22 protein-coding genes are annotated in these 22,541 nt (G+C 66.1%); 11 read left to right on the top strand and 11 right to left on the bottom strand.

From position 1 onward, the window contains the following. Nucleotides 1-103: 103 nt before the first annotated feature. From D3H54_RS17815 to D3H54_RS17795, 5 genes are read left to right on the top strand one after another with little or no spacing between them, the layout of a single operon-like run. Nucleotides 104-1,087: an Acg family FMN-binding oxidoreductase gene (locus D3H54_RS17815; protein ID WP_149380174.1), complete on the top strand. Its 984-nt coding sequence runs from the start codon at nucleotides 104-106 to the stop codon at nucleotides 1,085-1,087. 38 nt (nucleotides 1,088-1,125) lie between these two features. Continuing rightward, nucleotides 1,126-3,168 (top strand): erythromycin esterase family protein, encoded by a 2,043-nt coding sequence (locus D3H54_RS17810; RefSeq protein WP_210419570.1) that lies wholly within the window; start codon nucleotides 1,126-1,128, stop codon nucleotides 3,166-3,168. Beyond that, nucleotides 3,165-4,145, top strand: a complete 981-nt coding sequence (locus D3H54_RS17805; RefSeq protein ID WP_286198912.1) for a 1-phosphofructokinase family hexose kinase — start codon at nucleotides 3,165-3,167, stop codon at nucleotides 4,143-4,145. The genes D3H54_RS17810 and D3H54_RS17805 overlap by 4 nt, the downstream gene beginning before the upstream one ends. After that, nucleotides 4,142-4,492, top strand: coding sequence for a hypothetical protein (locus D3H54_RS17800; protein WP_149380173.1), 351 nt, complete (start codon nucleotides 4,142-4,144; stop codon nucleotides 4,490-4,492). Before D3H54_RS17805 ends, D3H54_RS17800 begins: the two co-directional genes overlap by 4 nt. An 8-nt stretch (nucleotides 4,493-4,500) precedes the next feature. Further along, a complete protein-coding gene (locus D3H54_RS17795; protein ID WP_149380172.1) occupies nucleotides 4,501-5,286 on the top strand; it encodes a universal stress protein in 786 nt (261 codons plus the stop codon). A 12-nt stretch (nucleotides 5,287-5,298) separates the two neighbouring features. Here the strand turns inward: D3H54_RS17795 and dosR are convergent, their stop codons facing one another. Both dosR and D3H54_RS17785 read right to left on the bottom strand, forming a co-directional pair. Then, a complete protein-coding gene (dosR, locus tag D3H54_RS17790; protein WP_149380171.1) occupies nucleotides 5,299-5,952 on the bottom strand; it encodes a hypoxia response regulator transcription factor DosR/DevR in 654 nt (217 codons plus the stop codon). 39 nt (nucleotides 5,953-5,991) lie between these two features. Next, the gene (locus D3H54_RS17785; protein ID WP_149380170.1) at nucleotides 5,992-6,855 is read right to left on the bottom strand and encodes a universal stress protein; all 864 of its coding nucleotides are present in this window, start codon (nucleotides 6,853-6,855) and stop codon (nucleotides 5,992-5,994) included. Between the two features lie 293 nt (nucleotides 6,856-7,148). On the opposite strand from D3H54_RS17785, the gene D3H54_RS17780 reads away from it, so the two are divergent. Together D3H54_RS17780 and D3H54_RS17775 are read left to right on the top strand one after the other, a co-directional pair. Then, nucleotides 7,149-8,144 (top strand): Acg family FMN-binding oxidoreductase, encoded by a 996-nt coding sequence (locus D3H54_RS17780; protein ID WP_149380169.1) that lies wholly within the window; start codon nucleotides 7,149-7,151, stop codon nucleotides 8,142-8,144. Nucleotides 8,145-8,297: 153 nt separating this feature from the next. Continuing rightward, nucleotides 8,298-9,416, top strand: coding sequence for an Rv2629 family ribosome hibernation factor (locus D3H54_RS17775; protein WP_149380168.1), 1,119 nt, complete (start codon nucleotides 8,298-8,300; stop codon nucleotides 9,414-9,416). On the opposite strand, the gene D3H54_RS17770 is transcribed toward D3H54_RS17775, so the two are convergent. The 7 genes from D3H54_RS17770 to D3H54_RS17740 form a co-directional block, all read right to left on the bottom strand. Beyond that, the gene (locus tag D3H54_RS17770) at nucleotides 9,407-9,862 is read right to left on the bottom strand and encodes a hydrogenase maturation protease (protein WP_149380167.1); all 456 of its coding nucleotides are present in this window, start codon (nucleotides 9,860-9,862) and stop codon (nucleotides 9,407-9,409) included. The two genes, D3H54_RS17775 and D3H54_RS17770, sit on opposite strands and share 10 nt — an antisense overlap. After that, nucleotides 9,859-11,151 (bottom strand): Ni/Fe hydrogenase subunit alpha, encoded by a 1,293-nt coding sequence (locus tag D3H54_RS17765; RefSeq protein WP_149380166.1) that lies wholly within the window; start codon nucleotides 11,149-11,151, stop codon nucleotides 9,859-9,861. The genes D3H54_RS17770 and D3H54_RS17765 overlap by 4 nt, the downstream gene beginning before the upstream one ends. Beyond that, entirely contained in the window at nucleotides 11,148-11,909 is a 762-nt protein-coding gene (locus D3H54_RS17760; protein ID WP_149380165.1) for an NADH-quinone oxidoreductase subunit B family protein, read from the bottom strand. Before D3H54_RS17760 ends, D3H54_RS17765 begins: the two co-directional genes overlap by 4 nt. After that, the gene (locus tag D3H54_RS17755; protein ID WP_149380164.1) at nucleotides 11,910-12,770 is read right to left on the bottom strand and encodes an FAD/NAD(P)-binding protein; all 861 of its coding nucleotides are present in this window, start codon (nucleotides 12,768-12,770) and stop codon (nucleotides 11,910-11,912) included. Continuing rightward, entirely contained in the window at nucleotides 12,757-13,851 is a 1,095-nt protein-coding gene (locus D3H54_RS17750; RefSeq protein WP_168214903.1) for a 4Fe-4S dicluster domain-containing protein, read from the bottom strand. The genes D3H54_RS17755 and D3H54_RS17750 overlap by 14 nt, the downstream gene beginning before the upstream one ends. A 271-nt stretch (nucleotides 13,852-14,122) precedes the next feature. Continuing rightward, nucleotides 14,123-14,998 (bottom strand): 3-oxoacyl-[acyl-carrier-protein] synthase III C-terminal domain-containing protein, encoded by an 876-nt coding sequence (locus D3H54_RS17745; RefSeq protein WP_149380163.1) that lies wholly within the window; start codon nucleotides 14,996-14,998, stop codon nucleotides 14,123-14,125. Next, the gene (locus tag D3H54_RS17740) at nucleotides 14,982-16,088 is read right to left on the bottom strand and encodes a 3-oxoacyl-ACP synthase III family protein (protein WP_149380162.1); all 1,107 of its coding nucleotides are present in this window, start codon (nucleotides 16,086-16,088) and stop codon (nucleotides 14,982-14,984) included. Before D3H54_RS17740 ends, D3H54_RS17745 begins: the two co-directional genes overlap by 17 nt. 109 nt (nucleotides 16,089-16,197) lie before the next feature. Between D3H54_RS17740 and D3H54_RS17735 the strand changes: the two genes are divergently transcribed. The 3 genes from D3H54_RS17735 to D3H54_RS17725 all read left to right on the top strand — a co-directional run bounded on the left by D3H54_RS17735 (nucleotide 16,198) and on the right by D3H54_RS17725 (nucleotide 18,375). Beyond that, entirely contained in the window at nucleotides 16,198-17,568 is a 1,371-nt protein-coding gene (locus tag D3H54_RS17735; RefSeq protein ID WP_168214902.1) for a WS/DGAT/MGAT family O-acyltransferase, read from the top strand. Between the two features lie 54 nt (nucleotides 17,569-17,622). Then, a complete protein-coding gene (locus tag D3H54_RS17730) occupies nucleotides 17,623-17,982 on the top strand; it encodes a PNPOx family protein (RefSeq protein WP_149383600.1) in 360 nt (119 codons plus the stop codon). 111 nt (nucleotides 17,983-18,093) lie between these two features. Beyond that, the gene (locus tag D3H54_RS17725) at nucleotides 18,094-18,375 is read left to right on the top strand and encodes a hypothetical protein (RefSeq protein WP_149380160.1); all 282 of its coding nucleotides are present in this window, start codon (nucleotides 18,094-18,096) and stop codon (nucleotides 18,373-18,375) included. Between the two features lie 28 nt (nucleotides 18,376-18,403). On the opposite strand, the gene D3H54_RS17720 is transcribed toward D3H54_RS17725, so the two are convergent. After that, nucleotides 18,404-19,048 carry an SRPBCC family protein gene (locus D3H54_RS17720; RefSeq protein ID WP_149380159.1) on the bottom strand — a complete coding sequence of 215 codons (645 nt, stop codon included), beginning with the start codon at nucleotides 19,046-19,048 and terminating at the stop codon, nucleotides 18,404-18,406. Between the two features lie 458 nt (nucleotides 19,049-19,506). Here D3H54_RS17720 and D3H54_RS17715 point away from each other — a divergent pair, with 458 nt between their 5' ends. Further along, nucleotides 19,507-21,117: a GAF domain-containing sensor histidine kinase gene (locus D3H54_RS17715; RefSeq protein ID WP_286199291.1), complete on the top strand. Its 1,611-nt coding sequence runs from the start codon at nucleotides 19,507-19,509 to the stop codon at nucleotides 21,115-21,117. Here the strand turns inward: D3H54_RS17715 and lysA are convergent. After that, complete coding sequence (lysA, locus tag D3H54_RS17710; RefSeq protein WP_149380157.1) at nucleotides 21,104-22,462, bottom strand: diaminopimelate decarboxylase; 1,359 nt, start codon at nucleotides 22,460-22,462, stop codon at nucleotides 21,104-21,106. The two genes, D3H54_RS17715 and lysA, sit on opposite strands and share 14 nt — an antisense overlap. Nucleotides 22,463-22,541 lie beyond the last annotated feature (79 nt).

The raw sequence follows: 22,541 nt of genomic DNA, 5'->3' as shown, positions 1-22,541 counted from the left end.
CACAAAGGCCTTCAAGATAGGTCCCCGGCAAAGGTGACTTCTGACCCCTGGCATCCGCTGCGCGCGGACGTAGTGTCAGGGACACAGAAGGCGGTGATTGCCCATGGCCATGTCGGCGCTTGATCCCCAGGTGATCGCGAACGCGGTGGAGTTGGCGTGCCGGGCGCCATCGGTGCACAACAGCCAACCGTGGCGGTGGGTCGCCGAAGGGCCTTCGCTGAAACTCTTCCTCGACGCCAGCCGGGTGCCGCACGCAACGGACCGGTCCGGCCGGGAGGCCGTCATCAGTTGCGGGGCCGCCCTTGACCATCTCCGGGTGGCGGTTGCTGCCGCCGGTTGGCAGACGGTCATCTCGCGGTTTCCCAATCCGAACGAACGCGACCACTTGGCGACGATCGATTTCAGCGCCGTGGAGTTTGTGACCGATGCTGTGCGCAAGCGCGCCGATGCGATCGTGGCGCGGCGCACTGACCGGTTACCGCTTGCACCACCGCCGGATTGGGCGTCGTTCGAGTCGGTGTTGCGTAGCACCATCGACACCGATCGGGTGACGCTGCGGGTGTTGCCGGACTCGGTACGTCCGCAGTTGGCCGAGGCTTCGCGCCTCACTGAGTCGCTGCGTCGCTACGACGCCTCGTATCACGCCGAATTAGACTGGTGGACAGCGCCATACGAGGTGTCTGCGGGTGTTCCCTACAGCAATCTGGTGTCAGTCGCCGAGGGCGATCGAGTCGACGTTGCCCGCGTGTTCCCGGCAACAGAGCACCCCGACCGGCGGCCGGAGGTCCCGTATGACCGGTCCACGATCGTGGTGCTGTCGACCTACGAGGACTCCCGCCGCGATGCCTTGGACTGCGGCGAGGTGCTCTCCGACGTGCTGCTGGAAGCCACCCTGGCCGGGTTGGCCACCTGCACGCTGACCCATATCACCGAGCTGGAGGCCAGCCGCGCCGTGGTCCGCGCCCTCACCGGCGCCGAGGACCATCCGCAACTGCTGATCCGCATCGGCCTGGCGCCGGTGAATGCGCAGCTACCCCCGGTCACCCCGCGCCGGCCGCTGTCCGACGTGCTCGAGTTCCGCGGTTGAACAGTCGGGAACACCCGAAAGACTGAATGGAGTCACCCATGACCACAGCCCGAACGACTGCACACCAGCATCCACGACGGATCTTCCGTGACCGCCGAGAAGCGGGTCGTGTGCTGGCTCACTTGTTGGACGGCTATCGCGGTCGCGACGGCCTGGTGGTTCTCGGGCTGGCCCGCGGCGGCGTACCGGTGGCCTGGGAAGTCGCTGCGGCCCTGGGGGCTCCGCTGGATGCCTTCATCGTGCGCAAGCTGGGTGCACCCGGGCACAACGAGTTCGCCATGGGTGCCTTGGCTTCCGGTGGACGGGTGGTCGTCAACGATGACGTCATCCGGGCATTGCGGGTGACAACGCAGGAGTTGCGCGACGTCACCGAGCGAGAGGCCCGGGAACTGGCGCGGCGCGAGGGGGCTTATCGCGGCGGCCGCCCGCCGTTGGAGTTGGCGGGCAAGACGGTGATCCTCGTTGACGACGGCTTGGCCACCGGGGCGAGCATGCTCGCCGCCGTTCAGGCATTGCGGGATATGGACCCGGCTGAGATCGTGGTCGCCGTCCCCGCCGCGCCGCAATCGACCTGTCGCGAATTCGCCGGTCTGGTCGACGATCTCGTCTGCGCGTCGATGCCCACCCCGTTCTTGGCGGTGGGCGAGTCATTCTGGAACTTCGAGCAGGTCAGTGACACCGAGGTGCGGGATCTGCTGGCCACTCCGACGACGGGCATCGGCACCGCGCGGCTGCGCAAAGCCGAGACACCCGCGGAGGTGATCGCTCGCTGTGCTGTCGATGCGCCCTCGGGCGTGCCGCCGAGGGAGGCGCTGGAGGAGATCATCGGCGATGCGCGGGTCGTGCTGATCGGTGAGAGCTCGCACGGCACTCGCGAGTTTTACGAAGCGCGCGCTGAGATCACCAAATGGTTGATCCAGGAGAAAGGCTTCTGCGCGGTGGCGGCGGAAGCCGACTGGCCCGACGCGTACAGGGTGAATCGGTATGTCCGCGGCCGCAGTGACGATGCCTCGGCCGACGATGCATTGACGGGATTCGAGCGGTTCCCGGCGTGGATGTGGCGCAACACCACCGTCCGTGACTTCACCACCTGGCTGCACACGCACAATGCCCGGTGCCGCGCCGACGGTCGGCGCGAGGCAGGCTTCTACGGCCTGGATCTCTATAGCCTGCATCGGTCGATGCATGAGGTGATCACATACCTGGAGAACGTCGACCCCGCGGCAGCGCAACGGGCACGAGAACGTTACGCCTGCTTCGATCACACCGGCGCTGACGACGGTCAGGCGTACGGTTTCGCCGCCGCCTTCGGGGCCGGGATGTCTTGCGAGCGGCAGGTCGTCGAGCAGTTGGTCGAACTGCAGCGCAGTGGTCTGCAGTACGCGCGGAGAGATGGACTTCTCGCCGAGGACGAACTGTTCTACGCGCAACAGAATGCGCAGACCGTCCGCAACGCGGAGGTCTACTACCGCTCGATGTTCGGTAGCCGGGTTTCCTCATGGAATCTGCGGGACCAACACATGTTCGAAACGTTGAAAGCGCTGCGCGCCCATCTGCATCAGCACGACGGTGAACCTGCTCGAATCGTGGTGTGGGCACACAATTCCCACGTCGGTGACGCCCGGGCAACCGAGGTGGGGTCCGACGGGCAGCTGACGCTGGGGCAGCTCGTTCGAGAGGGATATGCCGAGCAGGCGGTGTTGATCGGATTCACCACCTACTCGGGCACGGTCACCGCGGCAAGTGAATGGGGTGCCATCGCCGAGCGGAAGGTGGTCCGCCCCGCTCTCAACGGCAGCGTCGAGGAACTGCTGCACGAGGTCGACCGGCCAGAATTCTTGGTCTCCTCACTCGTCAGTCGTGAGGTGGCCGAACCACTGGACACGGTTCGGCTGAGCCGGGCGATCGGGGTCATATATCAACCCGCCACCGAACGGCAGAGTCACTACTACCACGTGCGGCCGGGCGATCAGTACGACGCGATCATTCACATCGATCACACGACCGCCCTGGAACCGTTGGAGGTCACCAGCGTCTGGGTCGAAGGCGAGACCCCCGAGACCTACCCGACCGGCCTGTGAGCGCCCCCGTGATCGTCACGGTGACGATGAATCCGGCACTCGACATCACCGTTGATGCCGAACGTGTGGGGCCGACAGACAAAGTCCGTTGCTGCGCAGACCAATACGATGCCGGCGGCGGTGGAATCAATGTCGCCCGTTTTGCGCGGGTGTTGGGTGCTCCCGTCTCGGCCGTGCTGACGGCCGGCGGTCCGATCGGCGCACGCCTGGTGGAGATTCTCGACGCCGCCACGGTGCCCAATACCTTCGTCGCATTGCGCGGGGACACCCGGGAGAGCTTCACCGTCAACGAACGGTCTACGGGCCGTCAGTACCGGTTCGTGTTGCCCGGACCCACGCTGACCGCCGACGAGCAGTTGCGCTGCCTCGAGGTGATCGAAGCCAGTGCAGTTGGCGCGGCATTCGTGGTCGCGAGCGGCAGCCTGCCGCCCGGCGTGCCTGCCGACTTCTATCAGCGGATCGCCGACATATGCCGGCGGCGGCAGGTCCGGCTCGTCCTCGACACCTCGGGTGGGGGTCTCGAGCACATCACCTCGGGTGTGTTCCTGCTGAAACCCAGTGTGCGCGAGCTACGGGAATGCGTCGGCCGTCCGCTGGTCACCGAAGGTGAGCAGATAGCTGCGGCGCGGGATTTGATCGACCGCGGCGTCGCCGAGGTGATCGTGGTCTCCCTCGGCGCCGACGGAGCCTTGCTCGTCACAGGGGATCGGTGCAGTCGTTTCGCGCCGGTGGCCGTTCACACCGTCAGCGGTGTGGGTGCCGGTGACGCGATGGTGGCCGGCATCGTGGTCGGGTTGTCTCGTGAGTGGGGGATGGAGAGCGCGGTTCGCTACGGCATCGCCGCGGCGACGGCGAAGCTTCAGACGCCGGGCACGTCGACATTCGACAGAGCCGATGTCGACCGCTACCTCGATCAGGTTCCGGCTCCGGAGCCAGTGGTCTCTGAATGCAATGGCCGAGCAAGGAGCACACCATGATCGAGACGACGCAGGAGACGACCCCGGGAGCCCGTCGCGGTATACCGAGGTGGCTCACCTGGTTTCTGGCGCTGCTGACGATTCCGGCTGCGGTCGTGGTCATGTTCGTTGCGTTCGGCGCCGTGATGGGCATCGCGCGGTGTACCGACACGACCGCCTGCCCGCACATGGGTCCAGGTGAGTTCTGGTTCGGAATCCTTGCGTACGGGCCACCTTTGGTAGCGCTGGTGACGATCGTCGCGTCGGTGTTCGCCGCGAATCGCAGGTACGGCATCGTGGTTCCGCTGGTGGGGCTGGGACTTCTGCTGGCAGACGCCGCCATCCTGGCGATCACCTTTCGGCCGTAGGTGCCTCCGTGGACGTTCACGCCGTTGAACCACCTGGCGCCGTGGTCGTGGGAGTCGATGGCTCCCCATGGTCGCTGAACGCGGTCAACTGGGCGGTGCCCGAGGCCGTCAGCCGCGGCGTGACGCTGCGCCTGGTCCACGCCGTGCCGACCGCTGTGCCCGGGGCAACAGAGAGTGGGTTCGATTGGGACGCAGTCCTCGTCGAAGCCCAGGATGCGGCGAATCGTACTCATCGTGATGTACGTGCCGAGACCGCGTCGGTGATCGGATCACCCGGCGACGTGCTGGCCCGGGAGTCCGCCGACGCCGCCGTGGTGTGTATCGGCGCCCGCCCACCGCATGTGGCAGCGGGACGGCTCTTCGGCGCAACGGCGAGTCATCTCGCCGACCACGCTCGCTGTCCGGTGGCCATCATCCGCAGCGGCGACGATGGCAGGGCACGCGTCGGTGGCGTGGTGTCGGTGGTGTTGTCCGATGATCCCGACAACGACGACGTCGTGCATCTGGCCATGCAGGAAGGCCGATTACGCGACGCGACTGTCCGGCAGATCGACCGGCGCGCTGACAGTTGGATTCGGCGGTATCCCGATGTTCACGTCGAGACGGTTTCGGCCGGCACCGGGTGGGTAGGCCGCCACGATGGAGATCCGCATGAGCGGCAGGTCGGCCTCGCGGTCGTCGGTGCTTCCGATGCTGACACTCTCACCTCGGTCAGCGTGCCGAATTGCCATCCGATATTGGGCTATCCGGACTGCTCGGTCCTACTGGTGAGGCACGCGGCCCGGCCTGGCTGACGTGCCGTGCGGCTAGTAGCCGCCGTGTTCGTGGACCGGATGATCCAGTTTGGCGACGAACACCGCCGCCTGTGTGCGCCGCTCCATACCGAGTTTCGCCAGCAGCCGTGAGACATAGTTCTTGATTGTCTTCTCGGTGAGGAACATCCGGTCGGCGATCTGTTTGTTGGTCAGCCCCTCGCCGAGCAAACTCAGCAACGACCGTTCCTGATCGGTCAGCCCGGAGAGCGGATCGGATCGCTGTGTGGTGCCGCGTAACTTGGCCATCAGTGCCGCGGCGGCCCTGTTGTCCAGCAGTGAGCGGCCCGCGCCGACGTCCTTGACGGCCTGCGCCAGCTGCATGCCTTTGATGTCTTTGACAACGTAGCCGCTGGCGCCGGCCAGGACTGCGTCCAGCATGGCCTCATCGGAGGTGTACGAGGTCAGCATCAGACAGCGCAAATCGGAGAGCACAGACAGCAGGTCACGACACAGCTCGACACCGTTGCCGTCGGGCAGCTGCACATCGAGCACCGCGACGTCGGGCTTGGCGGCGGGAATGCGTGCCATCGCCTGGGCGACGGAGCCGGCCTCACCGACGATTTCCAGATCCGGGTCCGCGCTCAGAAGGTCGATGAGTCCGCGGCGGACCACCTCGTGGTCGTCTACCAGAAAGACTTTCACCATGCCGGCCTCCAGAAATCAGGGATCAGTGTGTTTCGCGGACTACAACTGGTTCTGCGGCTCGCAGACCAATACCGAGCAATCGGCGTGCGCCAGCACCGCATTTCCGGCTGCTCCCAGCAGTTCCGCGATGCCCTGGCCGCGTTCGTGGGCCACGACCAACAGCTGGATCGAATCGCCATGTGTGATCAAGTAACTCAACGAATTGCCGTGCAGGGCCACTGTGGTGACCTCCACTTCGGGATAGCGTGCGCGCCAGCATTTCAGGCGACGCTCCAGGGCTGCCTTGGCATCTCGGTTTCCGGCGGCAACGGCGTGGCCGTCGTGGATATCGGGGTACCGCGATCGCCAGGTCGTCAGCACCCGCAACGGCGCACCGCGCGAACGTGCCTCATCGAAGCCATGGCGCAAGGCGCCATCACCGGTTGACCCGTCCAATTCGACGGCCACACATCGCTGGGCCGACGCCACCGGATCATGTCCCCTGACGACGGCCACCGGACAGTGTGCGGCTGTCGCCAAGGCGGTTGCGGTCGAGCCGGTGTGGTGGTCGCGGAAGTGGTTCAACCCGATGGCGCCGACGCACAGCATGGCGGCCCCTCTGGACGCCTCGAGCAACGCTGCCACGGGATGCTGCTGCACGATCTCCGCTTCGATCTTGACCGGGATATCGGTCGACTCGACGGCGGCAGCCGTGCAGCGCACCGCGGTTTGGGCCGAGGCGAATTGGCGGGCGATGCGTTGGGCATCGTCGTTGTCGTCTCCCGAGTCGACGGCGTATACCAACCGCAGGGGAATGGCGCGGCGGACCGCCTCATCGACAGCCCAGCACGCGGCCTCGGTGGCCCACCGTGAACCGTCCACACCCACGACGACAGACGGCGCGACACGCTCTCGTTCGGGCATTGGCCGGTTCCTGTCAACTTGCCGGGACATTTCGACGCTATCGTCAAAAACTGACCACGCGCAGGGGCCAAAGTCCCTGCCCGAAGGCCACTAGTCCTCAGCGACACATCGTCGAGCGCGTGGTCCGGCGATGGAAATCCGCAGGGAGGGCGGTGGATCGGGCAGCTCCGCCGACCGAACAATGCTGCAGATCCCCGGTCATCAACTTTGGGGACTTGCGGCTCTGGTTCACCGTGCACACGACCGGCATCGTCGGTTGAGCCAGCATCATGCACGGAAGGCGGTGGGCGGCGATGACGACCAATTTCCCTGATGACGCCACCGTGCGGGCAGCCTTGGACTTGGCCGGCCGTGCCCCGTCTATCCACAACACCCAGCCGTGGGAGTGGAGAGTCGGCCCGCACAGCATCAACCTGTATTCGCGCCGCGAGTTGCGCCTCCCTCACACCGACCCTGACGGCCGCGACATGATCGTCAGTTGCGGGGCCGCCCTGCATCACGCCACCGTCGCACTGGCGGCACTGGGCTGGCGCGCGTCGGTCCATCGGGTACCGAACCCGGACGACCTGAATCATCTGGCGGCAGTGCAGGTGCATCGCGGACCGCCGGGAGAGGCCGATATCGCCATGGCGGCAGCCATTCCGCGGCGGCGAACCGATCGGCGCACCTACAGTTCGTGGCCGGTTGCGATGGGAGACATCGCGTTGATGGGCGCGCGTGCGGCGCGCTTCGGCGTCACGATGCGACGGGTCGAAACGACCGGTCAATTCGTCGAATTGGTAGAGCAGGCAGCGCGCCGGCACATCGACGACACCGGCTACGTCGCCGAGCTGATGGCGTGGAGTGGGCGTTACGCCGCGGCGGAAGGTGTTCCCGCGCATAATGTTCCACCCATAGATGGTGCCGCCGCAGTACCTGGCCGGATCTTCTCCGGTACGGCACTCGACCAACCCGACGAGGTCTCGGCAGCCGAAGACAACGGTGTCCTGCTTGCCCTCGGGACCGCGCTCGACAGCGTCGCGTGTCAATTGCGTGCGGGTGAAGCCGCCAGCGTCGTCATGCTCACCGCGACCGTTCAGGGCCTGGCCTCATGCGCGGTGTCGGAGGTACTCGAGGTCCCCGATACCCGAGAGGCGTTCCGCGCGGACGTGTTCGGCAGTGAACAGTTTCCCCAGGTACTGCTCAGAGTGGGGTGGTCCCCGCTGAACGCCGACCCGTTACCGGCGACGCCGCGACGACCGTTGGCCGATGCCCTTCGCCGCCTGGACGGCTCGGCCTTTGTCGGTTAGGGCGCCCGCCGCACCGGTCGTACCCCGGTAAGAGCCTTCGGTGCGGGGACTTTTGGCACTTGTTGGTGCTGGCCGCCGCGCGCATCGTGGGTCGCAGCGGCCGAGATTCTGCTCGGCTAAAACCGATCCCGTCAGATCGGAAGGAGATCACCGATGACGAGCGCAGCGACGTATTCACCGCTGGCACAGAAAGTTCTTGCCACCCGAGGCCCGGTCGCCTCCGTCTATTACGACGACTCCCATGACACGCAGGACGCGGCCGAGCGCCTCGCGGTGCTCGAGCGTGACGTCGCGCGTGAGTTGGAGCACCAGGGCGCGCCGCACCCGCTCATCGTGTCGGTCACGCGCGCAATGAACGAGCGGCCGGCAACTGAGCATCGGAGTGGGCGGGCGTTGATTGTCGGCCTGGACGGGGTGGCGGTCGACGAGCACCTCGTCGTGCCGCCCGTCACCCCGGTGATCCGGGTCTCGGCGCTTCCCTTTGTTGTTCCGCTCGTCGACAACGGATTCGTTTCGGGGCCGTATATGGTCGCCGCCGTCGACCAGGTCGGCGCCGATCTCACGCGCTATCAAGGAAAGTCGACGTTTTCGGAGACCGTCGTGGGGGAGGGTTTTCCGGTCCACAAGGCGGCTTCGGCGGGTTTGAACGCGTGGGGAGATTCGCAACATCGGGTGGAGGAGGAGGTGCGCAAGAACCTCCGCGCGGTCGCCGACCGGCTCACCGCGGAGATGGACGGCCATCCGCTGGACTTCATCGTTCTCATCGGCCAGGAGCGTGCGCGGGCCGAGCTGGTGTCCGAGCTGCCACATCGGGTTGCCGAACGTATCGTCCAACCTGGAATCGGGTCTCGCCAGACCGGGGTGGACCGTGTCGTCCGCGCCGCCATCGTGCACGAGTTGAACAACAGGCGCACCATCCACAGAAACAAGATCATGGATCAGTACGGGGCCGAAGAGGGGCGTGAGTCAGGTCTTGCCGTGGCCGGGCTGGCGGCGGTCACCGCGGCACTGCGTGAGCGTTCGGTCGCCACGTTGATCATCGGACAGGTGCATGACGAAACAGTGCTTGCCGGCGATGATCTGACGCTTCCGGGTACCGATCCGGAGACGCTGTCCGATTTCGGCATCGCGCCGACACAGACCCTGCGCGCCGACGAGGCGCTCCCCTATGCGGCGATGGCCATCGGGGCCGACCTCGTCTGCGCTCCAGAACATCTGCGACTGACCGATGGCGTGGGAGCGCTGTTGCGCCACGCCCCAACTCAGGGTTGACGACAGACCTCGGTGAGAACGGCCTCTACGGCCGCGGGCACAGCGCGGGCGACGGGTGGCGAGAGCCCGACACCGTGACCGGCGTCCACGATCTCGACGGTGAGCACCACCAACTGCCGAGGGATTTGGCCAAGCGCCTGCCCCAGCGCGTAGATGTCCGGCAGGCCAAGCGAATGCGAGCTGACCACGGTGGGTTGGTGGTCGTCGCCGGGAATCCAGTGCCGAATCCTTCCGGCGACCACGTCGGGGCCGCTGGCCGCGTCGACGACGACAACCAGTGGGATGTCCGCCCAGGCGTCGAGGATCTGCCCGGGATCCGTCAGCGCCGAGAGCACCTCGACGCCCGGCGGACGTCGCCTGGCGACTTCGGCTGCGACCGCGAGGCCGACCCCGTCGTCGGTCCGAAAGTCGTTGCCGATGCCGATGACGAGAACGCTGCTCGTCATGTCCGATGGATGTTCAGCGTGAGGAAGTGCGCCGAACATGAGATGCACGGGTCATGATTGCGAATGGACTTCTCGCACAACGACGTCAATGATGCGTCGTCCAGCGCCAGGTTCGCGGCCACGAGTTCGGCCATTTCATGCTCGATGGCACCCTGGTTCTGCGAGGTGGGCGGCACCAGTGTTGCCGCGCGGACCAGTCCGTCACCGTCGATCTCATACCGGTGGTACAGCAGCCCCCGTGGGGCCTCGCTGACTCCGTGCCCGACGCCCGCGCGCGCCGGCACATCGACGAACGGCCTCGGCGGGCGCTCATATTCGGCGATGATCCGCAGTGACTCTTCGATGGCATAGACCACCTCGACGGCGCGAACCACGATGCTGCGAAACGGGTTTCGGCACACCGGGCCCAGCCCGGCGGCAGCGGCAGCCTCGCGAGCGACCGGTGACAGCGCCGCCGAGTTGAGCGAATACCGTGCCAGCGGACCGGTCAGGTACCGGTTGCCGTCCAGCGTGGCTTGCAGGGCGGTGGAATGCTTGACCTGCGCCTCGACGACGTGGGCACTGAAGTCGGCAACGTCGAACGACGGTCCGTCACTGCGTGTGATGGTGCCGTTCTCGATGGGATATCGGTCACCGTCGGACAGCGAAAGAAATTCGTGGTCGAACTCAACGTCGGGGAACTCCAGCTCGGCGAGGGCCCGCACGGTGTCCAGGGCGTCGTCGAGCGAGCGGCGCAGCATCTCGGTCAGCGGTTCGAGGTCGCGCGCGCGGGGGACCGAATAGAAGCCGCCCAACCGGACGTTGATCGGGTGAATTGCCCGGCCGCCGACCACTTCCATCAGCCGGTTGCCGGTCTTCTTGATCGCCAGCCCGCCATTGACCAGGTCGGGATGATCCTTGGCCATGCTGATCGCGTCCGGATAGCCCAAGAAATCGGGAGCGTGCAGCAGAAAGATGTGCAACGCATGGCTGTGTATCCACTCACCGCAGTACATCAGCCGGCGCAGGGCGGCGAGTTCGGGATCGATCGTTATCCCGCAGGCGTTTTCGATCGCGTTGCACGCGCTGACCTGGTACGCGACCGGGCAGATACCGCACACTCGTGCGGTGAGGTCCGGCGGCTCGGTGTAGGCCCGGCCGCGCAGGAAGGCTTCGAAGAATCGCGGCGCCTCGTAAATGTTGAGCTCGACGCTGTCGACGGCGCCGTCGACCAACGTGACATGCAGTGCGCCTTCGCCTTCGACACGGGTCAAGGCGCCCACGGACAGGGTGCGTGTCTGCGATGTCATTCGTCATTCCGTTCGGCGGCGAATCGGGTGACGTTGAATGTCGAAAAGACGCGCTCTACGCCTGCTTCCGACATTCCGTCACGGTGCAGCAGCGGGATCAGGGCCGCGGTGTTGGGGGTCGCGGCGGGCCCGAAACAGCCGTAGCAGCCGCGGTGATGCGCTGGGCACAACGCGCCGCAGCCGGCATGGGTCACCGGGCCGAGGCATGGAATGCCCTCGGCCACCGCGACACACGTGACCCCCCGCAGTTTGCATTCGGTGCACACCGTCTTGGCAGGCAACCGCGGTGCGCGTCCCACCAGCAGCGCTGCCAGCGTGTCGAGGAGCTGATGGCGGTCGATCGGGCAGCCCTGCAATTGGTAGTCGACCGGCACGTGTGCCGATGCCGGCGTGGATGTCGCGAGCGTGTCGACGTACTCGGGCTTTGCGTAGACGACCGAGGCGAACTCGTCGATGTCGGCGAAATTGCGCAGCGCCTGGATGCCGCCTGCGGTCGCGCAGGCACCGATCGTGACCAGGATCCGGGACTGATCCCGAATCTCCCTGATACGTCGCTCGTCTGCGGCGGTGGTGATCGACCCTTCGACGAGTGACACGTCGTAGGGCCCTGGGACGATCTCACTGGAGGCTTCCAGGAAGGTGGCGATGCGCACCTGACCGGCGAGGGTGAGTAGTTCGTCCTCGCAGTCCAGCAACGTGAGCTGGCAGCCGTCGCAGGAAGCGAACTTCCACACCGCCAGCGAGGGGGGGCCGCTCATCTACAACTCCTGGACTGCGAGTAGGGGCTCGGCGACGTCGTAGCCGACGACCGGTCCGTCCCGGCACAACAGCAACGGGCCCAGTTGACAGTGCCCGCACCAGGCGATTCCGCATTGCATGTTGCGCTCGAGCGAGACACGGATAGCGCTGGCGAGCAGTCCTTTTCGCATCAGTTCGGTGGCGCAGTTGTGCATCATCACTTCGGGGCCGCAGAGGAAGGCGGTGGTGTTCTGGGCGCGCAGCGGCAATCTGCGCAGCGGTTCGGTGACGAACCCGATCTCACCGGACCACCCCTGCACCGGCACGTCGACAGTCAGATGCACATCGATGGTGCCGCTGTCGGCCCACCGCCGCAGCTCGTCACCGTACAAGAAGTCGTCGCGGGACCGGGCGCCGGCGATCAGGGTGACCGTGCCGAAGGCGTCACGGTCGGCAAGGATCGCGAGCACGACGGGGCGCAGCGGAGCGAGGCCGACGCCACCGGCCACGATGACCACGTCGCCTCCGGCCGCGGCACGCAGGCCCCAATCAGTGCCGAACGGACCGCGGATCCCGATCACCGTGCCCGGCTGCGCGTCGTGCAGCGCACGGCTCACCGCCCCCACCGACCGGATCGTGTGCGTGATGGTGGCGTCGGTGCCGGTGGTGAGACCGCTGACGGAGATGGCGATCTCACCGATCCCGAACGCGTACATCATCATGAATTGGCCCGGCAGCGGCGCCGGTAGCGGCCGGCCCACCGGTTCCAGCTCCACCGTCGCCGAATCGCGGTTCTCGGATACCCGGCGGCGCACCCGGTACGGGACCGGGCTCATCGCGGATGGGGATTCGGGGAAGGCCGCCGTGTCAGTCGTCGCCATCGCGCTCCTGAGCCAGGGTGTGCATTTCTTCGGTGATGTCGATCCCCGTCGGACACCAGGCGATGCACCGTCCGCAGCCCACGCAGCCGCTGCTGCCGAACTGGTCGTGCCAGGTCCCCAGTTTGTGTGAGATCCAATGCCGATATCGCGACGGTCCGGATGTGCGCACGCTTCCCTCGTGGACGAACGTGAAGTCGAATTCGAAGCACGACGCCCAACTCATCCAGCGTTCGGCGTGCTCACCGGTGAGGTCGGTGGTGTCCGTGACGCTGGTGCAGAAGCAGGTGGGACACGCCATGGTGCAATTGCCACAGGTGAGACACCGACTGGCGACCTCGTCCCAGTGTGGGGACTCGCGGGAGGCGATCAGAAGGTTACGTAGATCTGTCTCGGGCATCTGCCGGCCCATGTGGTGTGCAGCCTCTGCGACTTCGCTTCTGGCCGAATCGATCTCATCCGGTGCGGCCTGCCGGTGGGGGAGCGCCGCCAGGACCTCCGCGCCGTCGTCGCTACCGACGTCGACGAGGTAGCGACGGCCGTCGTCGTCGATGTGTTCGGTGAGTGCGAGGTCGTAGCCCGGCCCCACCTCGGGTCCTGTTCCCATCGATGCGCAAAAGCAGAGGCCGCCGGGTTCAGTGCAGTTGACGGCCACCACGAAGACCCGTCCGAGCAGCCCCGCAAATCCCTCGTCGGGGTGGCTGCCCTTGCCCAACACCGCGTTGAGCATCGCGATCGCCGCGAGGTCGCAGGCCCGCACCCCGAGGAAGGCATACCGTGCCGGTTCCTCGGGTTCGGTGCCGTCGGACGACCACAACTGCTGCCGCGGCGGGTGCAGGAACTGCTTCCACGACTGGGGACCCGCCGAATGGCCGAAGGCGGCGTCGTCGTCGCGGCGGCGCAGCCGATAACTCCCGGGTGCCACGTCGACGCCCCAGCCCAGGGGGAGGTCGCCGGCCGATGTCAGTTCGGCCAGCACGATCGCGTTCTCCGACACGCTGGGCCCGACCACCCGATAGCCGCGGTCGATCAACGCGGACACGAGTTCGGTCAACCCGGCGGCGTCTATCACCGCGTTGGTCATGGGGTAATCGTGCGCGAAAGACCGCGACCAGGCGCATGGTCTTGGGTCCTCAGTTGAGCGTCAAAGGTCCTCGCTCGTGGCCCACTGGCGGCGAGTGACGGCTCGGTGACGGCCGGGTGATCGGTGGACGACGGTACGCACAATCCCTCCGAATTCCCGTGCCGCTCGCCGGCGGGCACGGCATGCTGAGAGTCTCGGCGCGTACCGGTCGAGTCGGTCACGTGGAAGTACGGGCGGTCCCGGAGACCGAGGGGTGATCCGGGGCCACCCCTCACCGCGGTATGCGATAAAGGGCTGCGCCGGCGGTGATTCCGGCACCTGCTGCGATCAGGATGGCCAGACTGCCGCCATCGAGCTCGTGGGTTGCGCGATCGAGAGCCGCCGCCAGCGACGCGGTGTGCATGGCGTCGTCGTCGGCGACGATGATGCGCTGAGCCGGCACCCCCAGCATGGTGGCCAGCGCTGCGCGGTATCCCGGCCACGCCGGCGCGGCGACGATCGCGTCGACGTCGGCGATCGTGCGTTCGGACGCACGAAGGCAGCGCGCAGCGGCGTCGGCGGCAGCAGCGGCGAAGCGTTCGTCGCGTGCAGTGGAGTGCCGAAAGCGGAGAACATTCTTGTGGTCGACGAGACCAACTGTGGCACTGAATGTTTCGCCACCGTCTGAAATGTGCGCCCAGTGGACCTGTTCGATCCCGTCATCGTCGCCGGTCCGGCTGCAGAGCAGTGCCGCCCCGGTGGGGGAGAACGGGAAATGTTCGCTCATGCCGTGGCCAGGATCGGCGTCGCTGGCCACCACCATCGCGCAGTCGATGGTTCTCGATGTGAGGAAGCCGTCGACGATCTGCAACGCAGTGAGGACACCGCACGTGCCGTTCGCGACGTCGAAGGAGAACGTGCCATGCGTGCCCGTATGCGGATCCTCGGGATTGGCGCCGACATCCTCCTGGATCAACGCCGCGAGCGCCGGCTCGCCCAGATTCCGGTCGCGGTAGATTCCCGCGTTGATCAGAAGGTCGACGTCGTGCGGTTCTCGGTGCGCCATCCGCAGACAATCCTGTGCGGTGCTCACCGCGAGGTGCAGGGCGCTGTGCCGGTGGCGCCACCGACTCCTGCCCATGGCGACCTGCTCAATTACGGTGCCCATAGTGATCCACCATCTCGTCGTCCAGTGTCAGCATGACCACGCCGATCTCCAGTCCGGATGCCAGCGCGATCAGCGCAATGGTCTCGCCGGGGCGGATGCGATTCGCTTCGAGTTCCTCGACGAGCGCCACGGTGTGGGTGGTCGACGCGGTGTTGCCGTATCGGTCGACGGTGATCACCGCGTCGTGCCGTGGATTGTCACCGAAGTCGTCGGCGATCTTGGCCATCCCCTTGCGTATCGCGCGGGCCGACGTCTGGTGGGTTATCACGTGATCGATGTCGTGTATCGAGATGCCGACCGTGTCGAGCACCTCGTGCAAGAGCAGTGGGGTGTCCGACATCGCGGCCCGATGGATGCCGCGTGCATCGGTGAACATTCGCCCGCCGGGATCGGGCCCCTTCGGATACGCCAGACATAGTCGGCTGTAGTCGGCGACGGTGGTGAAGCCGGCCATGGTGATGCCGGCCGAACCGGCCGGCGCACGCTCGAGCAGAAGCGCCGCGCCGGCGTCGCCGAGCGTCAGGCAGGCCAACTCCTTGCTCATGATGGAACGGATATGACGAGCCGCGTTCTGGCCGAGCTGCGAGATGTACTCACCGCTGACCACCAGGGCCCGCTCGATGATGCCCTGCCTGATCCAGTTGTTCGCGATCGTGACTCCGGTGAGCATTCCCGCGCAGGCGTTGGAGACGTCGAAGGTCATCGCCGTCGGGGCGCCGATCCGCGCCGCCACAGCACTGCTCATGGTCGGCTCCAGCCACTGAGTGAGACCGTCGCGAAACTTGGTGATGCTGCAGCTGATGACGGCGTCGATCGAATCGGCCGGCCGCTGGGCCTTGTTCAGGCAATCCAGGGCCGCCGCGGCGGCGAGCGTGTAGGAGTCCTCGTCGCCCACTGACACCCGGCGCTCACGGATCCCGGTCAGCCGTTCAAGATCGATGTGCGTCTGATGGCGTGTGGTCGACATCAACTCGTCGGTCGTGAGGTGGGTGGTGGGCAGGTGTCTGCCCGCGGCGGCCAGCCGGGTGTGAAACGGCGCTGTGTCACCGCCTTCCGACGGTTCCATCATCAGCCACCGCTTGCGCGTCATTGATTCATAGTGAGCCGGTGCCGTAGTGAGCTGATAGGGATCATTGGGCATCGACGGCCGGGACCTTGGGCCCTTGCCGGTCCGCTGTGGCGGGCGGATTGTGATGGTGGTGGAACAACTGACCACCTTGGATGCCGGATTCCTCGAGGCCGAGGATTCAGATCGACATGTGAGCTTGGCGGTCGGCGGCATCTCGGTCATCGAAGGACCGATGCCGGACTTCGCGTCACTGGCGGACGGTGTCGCCGAACGGATTCTCAGCGTTCCCCGGTTCAAACAGGTCGTGCATACGCACTTTCTCGACCTCGAGCCCCCGGAATGGGTGGAGGATCCCAATTTCGATCTCTCCCATCACATTCACCGCGCGGCGCTGCCCCACCCGGGGGACGACAAGACTCTGTACAGGTTCGCCGCCGACGTGATGGAGCGACGCCTGGATCGCGACCGCCCGCTATGGGAGTGCTGGATCATCGAAGGCTTGGCCGACGGCCGGTGGGCAGTTTTGATGAAGATCCATCACTGCATCGCAGACGGCATCGCGACCATGCACCTGTTCGCCGGGCTCAGCGACGACGGGGAAGGCGAAACCTTCGCCACCGAGATTCGCGCCGCCAAAGACTCGACAGATCACCGTGGTCGATTCGCAGGAGTCAGTCTGAATCCGCTGGATTGGGCATCGGGCATGTGGCGGACCGCTGTCGACGTGACGAACGCCGCGTCGTTGGCCGTCGAGGGTGTCATCGAGATCACCGGTAGCCTGCTAAGCCCGGCCAGCCCCTCGTCGCTGGCCGGTCCCATTCGCAAGATGCGCGGCTACAGTGCTGCGCGGGTGAGCCTCGACGAGGTGACGGCGATCTGCGATGAATTCGGCGTGACCGTGAACGATGTTGCGCTGACCGCCATCACCGACAGCTTCAGGTCAGCGCTGGTGCGGCGGGGCGAACAGCCACGACGAAACTCGTTGCGGACGCTGGTGCCGGTGTCGGTCCGCTCCAACGACGCGCGGGAGATGATCGACAACAGGGTGTCGATCATGCTTCCGTGCCTTCCCGTCGAGAAGGACGACGTGGTCGAGCAGCTCCGCGAGGTGCATACCCGCTTGACGAGCGCCAAAGGCAGCGGTCAGCGCCAGGCCGGCAGCGCCTTCGTCTCGGCGATCGGTTCGCTGCCGTTCCCGGTGACGGCGTGGGCGATCCGGGCGTTGACCCGATTGCCGCAACGCGGAGTCGTCACGGTCGCCACGAACGTCCCTGGGCCGCGCAGCCGATCACGAATCTTGGGTCGAGAAGTTCTGAATGTCTTGCCGATTCCGCCGATCGCGCTTCAACTTCGCACCGGCATCGCCATTCTCAGCTATGCGGACAGCCTGGTGTTCGGCATCATCGCCGACTACGACGCAGCTCCTGACGTCGACGAGCTGGCGCGAGGCATCGAGCAGGCGGTCGCGCAGTTGTCCGCGGCGGCAAATGCCGTCGGCTGACACTCCTGGCAAGGAGGCACCGTGACACCACCCTCTCTCCGAGACGGCGTGCGCATGTTCAACAAGCACGTGCTGAACCCGGCGATGTTACATCTGGCGGGCCGTAAACACTGGTATGCCAGCGCCATTCGACATACCGGCCGGGTCACGGGTACGAGCTATGTCACTCCGGTGGTGGCCGATCCGGTGCCGGACGGGTTCATCATTCCGCTGCCCTACGGCACCGGCGTGGACTGGCTGCGCAACGTACTCGCCGCGGGCCGGGCGACGATCACCTCCGGCGGCCGGACCTATGACGTCGTCGCACCGGAAATCATCGACGCGGCCTCGGCCGCACCGAAGCTGTCGGCGCGACACCGCCGGTCTTTCCACCGCTTCGGCATCTCCGAGTTCCTCCAGGTCACGGTGGAGTGAGTAAACGACTGTGGACTATTGCACCGGGGCAGGGGACTTTCGGCCGGTACGGACTCCGGCGGATCGCAATAGTGTTGTCTTACAGTCCTATTAGGCAAAGGAGCATTTATCATGACCGAAACCGGCAACCAGACCACGGTTGAGTCACCTGATCTGACCGACGAATTGCGTGAGTCTGCCAAAGCGGGTCAGCACGCGGCGGGACAGGCGTTGCGGAAGTTCCGTGACGCGGTCGACGACGCAATTCCCGAATCCGTTCAGCCCCTGCGCGACAAGATCGTGCAAGCCGCACTGGATTTGGCCGACGACCTGGTCTCCGCCCAGTACAAGTTTCACCGCAGCTTGCTCAACACGGCAGATCGCGCACTGACCAAGTCCGACACCGACCGCTGACCGGCGCGGCGGGTTCCTGGTGGGGGCGTCACGGTGGATCGCGACGCGGGGCGGGCTCGCTCTCCGCGCGATGCTTCACCCCTCGCAGGATGGCCCGCGTCACAAAGGCCTTTGGCGGCGCGATGAGTTCGGCGCCCACGACGGCTCCGGGCCGTCGCAACGGCACCCGGGTGCGGATGAGCAGCCGGGTGCCGTCGTCGCCGTGCTGCGCCACGTTCAGCGACCACACGGCGTCCCAGAAGCTATCGCCGCCTCTCGTCCGTAAGACGATCGATCGGCCCTCCTCGATCTGGGCTACCGTCACCACGATGCCGTCGTCCAGACCCAGCCATCCCCGGGGCGCCAGGCGGACGGTGTCACCCACGGCGAGGTGCTGCCACTCGGGGTGGATCCGATCGGCGTCGTGGTAGTCCAACCCGGCCAGGGCGTGCAGTGTCTCGTAGGCGTACAGGCCAGCGCGATCCAGACCGATCTGGACCAGCCACGGCCACACCGCCTCCGGCGGCCTGTCGATCGTGATCCCTTCGGTCGTCACCACCGCAGGTTGACCGACCAGGCTGTCGCCCGGCAGCGGCATCGCGCACTCGGCTTTCGTGGTGCCCCAGTTCCGGAAGAACTGCCTGGCCGCGAGCAGGATTGCGGCAGTCGCGCCCAGGCGCGTCATTGCTGTCATGGTTCGACTCTGCGGCGGGGAGTCCCGGGGCGGTAGGGCCGGTGGACCTTGATGTGGCCCACAGACGTCGACGAACGGCCTGGCCGACTGGGACTTCAGGCTCTCGTGTCCGCAGTCGCGAGAATGATGAGATCGCTTGTCGTGCAACGATCTAGGCATTCGACGACCGTGATCGACTGTGTCGGCCCGACATGTTTGGCATTGCTCGGACAGTTTCAGCAACGATCATGCCGCCGGCCGACATCGACGTCGGCAGAGGGATTTTGCGGAAAGCGGTGGTTGGTCACCCTTTCACGAGCAAGATCGGACTGTCACAATGCGGGAGATGCAGTCGGGAAGCGCAGGGGACGGGTTTGATCAGCGAAGGTAGACCCGGGGCGCAGTTCGGCCGGGAGCGCTCGGGGGATGTGCGCCGAATTCACGATCAGCTCGACGAGCTGGCCGCTGACCGCGACCAGATGGGGCTGCTGCTGCAGCTGGCGATCGAGATCAGCTCTGACCTCGAGCTGGAGCCGACGCTGCACAGAATCATCAGTGCCGCGTTGACCCTGACCGGGGCGCGCTACGGCGCGATCGGCGTGTGGGGCCCCGACGGCTTGTTGACCTCGTTCGTCCATGACGGGATGGATGAGCGCACCGTTGATCAGATCGGTCACCTTCCGGTCGGCAAGGGACTCCTCGGGGCACTGCGGGACCGGACGGATCTGTTACGGCTCGATGATCTGACTCAACATTCGGCCTCGGCGGGTTTTCCGGACGGGCACCCACCAATGCGCGCCTTTCTGGGTATTCCGATCCGAATCCGCGACGACAAGGCGTTCGGCAGTCTGTATGTCGCAGACGACCGGACCGGGCGCACGTTCAGCGAGTCGGACGAGGTCACCGGGCGTGCATTGGCGTCGGTGGCCGCGGTGGCCATCGACAACGCCCAGCTGTTCGATGCGACCCGCATTGCGGCGTTGTGGACGAGCGCAAGTCGCGAGATCACCGCTGCCGTGCTGTCCGATGGGCAGCCTATCCTTCGCCCGTTGCAGCTCATCGCGGCGCGGGCGTGCGAGCTCACCGAGGCCGAGCAGGCCATCGTGCTCTTTCCCGACGATGCTGACCAGCCTGACGACGAGGTGGACACGCTCGTGGTCTCAGCGGCGGTCGGTCGCTACGCAGACGATGTTCTCGGCCAGCGGGTTGCGGTCGACGGATCGACCAGCGGCTCGGTGTTCCGCTCCGGCGAGCCGGTGATCACCGAGACGTTCCGCAAGCCGATCCAGTCGTTCACCGACATCGGTGAACGCCCGGCGATCGTCGTCCCGTTGTGGGCCGACGGGCACAGCCTCGGGGTGCTGGTCGTCGCACGTAACGTCAACGCTGCGCGGTTCGGTGCCAAAGATCTAGACCTGGTGCGGGATTTCGCCGGCCACGCAGCTATCGCCCTGACGATTGCTCGGGCGCGGCGGTACACAGCTGAGCTCGCCTTGCTCACCGATCGGGAGCGCATCGCCCATGACCTGCACGACCAGGTGATACAGCGGGTGTTCGCCGTCGGACTGGATCTGCAGGGCGCGATCGCTCGGATCCGGGATCCCGAGATGGCCCAGCGGCTATCGCGTTCGGTCGATGAGCTGCAGGCCGTCATCACCGAGATCCGTTCGACCATCTTCAATCTGCAGCACTCGGTCGATTCGACAGGCGGCCTGGCCGCGCGCATCCACAATGTTTTCGAGCAGCTGACGAACAATCGGGACATTGCCGCACGGTTGAATCTCAGTGGCCCGCTGAGCATTGTTTCCGCCGAACTCGCCGCCAACGCGGAAGCAGTGGTCACCGAAGCCCTGAGCAATGCGGTCCGGCACTCCGGCGCCTCGGAGGTCACGGTGAGTGTCGCAGTCGGTGATGACCTGACCATCATGGTCACCGACAACGGCTGCGGGATCCCGGCGGACAACAGACGCAGCAGTGGTCTGCACAACCTCGCTCGCCGCGCGGAGTCGGCGGGCGGGGTCTTCACGGTGTCCGACGCTGAGACCGGCGGAACGAAATTGGTGTGGACGGCTCCGCTTACCTCGGAATGACGTGCGGTAGCTCGACACCGCAGTCGCGCGACAGCAGATCGGCGATGGTCTCGCGGCGGACCAGCGGGCGGCATCGGCCATCGGCCACTGCGACCAGTGGCGGCCGGCCGACCACGTTGTAGTTGGACGCCATGCTGTGGTGGTAGGCGCCGGTACACGCGACGGCAAGCAGGTCGCCGGGATGAATGTCGGCGGGTAGCTGGGCATCCCGGACGACCACGTCACCGGCCTCGCAGTGCCGGCCGACGACGGTTACCGCGGTACACGGGGTAGCGGTGTGCCGGTTGGCCAGCGCGACAGTGTATTTCGCGCCGTAAAGGGCAACCCGGGGGTTGTCGCTCATACCGCCGTCGACGGCGACGAAGGTCCGGCCGCCCGGCTGGGACTTGATCGCGACGACTCGGTAGAGGGTGACACCGGCGCGCGCACTGATCGCGCGACCGGGCTCGACGGTCAGCTGTGGTCGAGGAAAATCGGTTGCCGCACAGGCGGAGGTGAGGCTGTCTTCGATGATGTCGCCGAAGCGGGCGAGGTCGAACTCAGGGTCGCTCGAAACGTAGGGCACTGCGTGCCCGCCGCCGATGTTGAGTTCAGGCAGGGCAACACCGTAACGCCCTCGAATGTCTGCCATTACGGCGATCATCCGGGTGATCGCGTGCCCGTAGAGGGCGGGGTCGGCGACTTGGGAGCCGATGTGGCAGTGCAGCCCCGCCAGGGATAGGCACGGCTGGTTCAGGATGCGGCCAACTGCGTCCAGCGCACGGTCACCAGCGATGGTGAACCCGAACTTCTGGTCTTCGACGCCGGTGACGACGGCGGGATGTCCGCCGATGTCGACGCCGGGAATGACCCGGAGTAGCACGGTTTGGCGGCGGCGAACCTGACCGGATAGGAAGGCGATCTCCAGCGGTGAGTCCAGTACCACCCGGCCCACCCCGGCGGCCGCAGCGTCGCGCAGCTCATCAGGTGTTTTGGCGTTGCCGTGCATGATGATTCGCGCCGGGTTCACGCCCGCGGCCAATGCGACGGCCAGCTCGCCGCCCGAACAGACGTCGAGGTCGGCGCCGTGCTCCTCGACCCAGCGGGCGACGGTGGTGGTCAGCAGGGATTTGCCCGCGTAGGCGATCGACACGCCCGGCAGCGCGGCACGGTAACGGCTGATCCGGCTGCGGAAGTCCGATTCGTCCAATACGTAGGTGGGCGTGCGGAATTTGTCGGCTACCTCGGTCAGCGGCACCCCTCCGATGCAGAGCTGCCCGAGGTCGTCCAAGTGAGTGCTCGAGGGCCAGATTCGACGGTCGAGTCCGGCGTGCCCGAGGGAGGGAAGCAACTCAGAAAGCGTCATGGCTCAATCGATACGCCGGGGTGAGCCCGGTTTGTGATTTCTTGACGATGCCTTGACACCTGACGCTGAGTTTTTGATG

Origin of the sequence: Mycobacterium sp. ELW1, from assembly GCF_008329905.1 — a bacterium.
Taxonomy (GTDB): domain Bacteria; phylum Actinomycetota; class Actinomycetes; order Mycobacteriales; family Mycobacteriaceae; genus Mycobacterium.
This window is presented reverse-complemented; position numbering and strand designations above follow the sequence as displayed.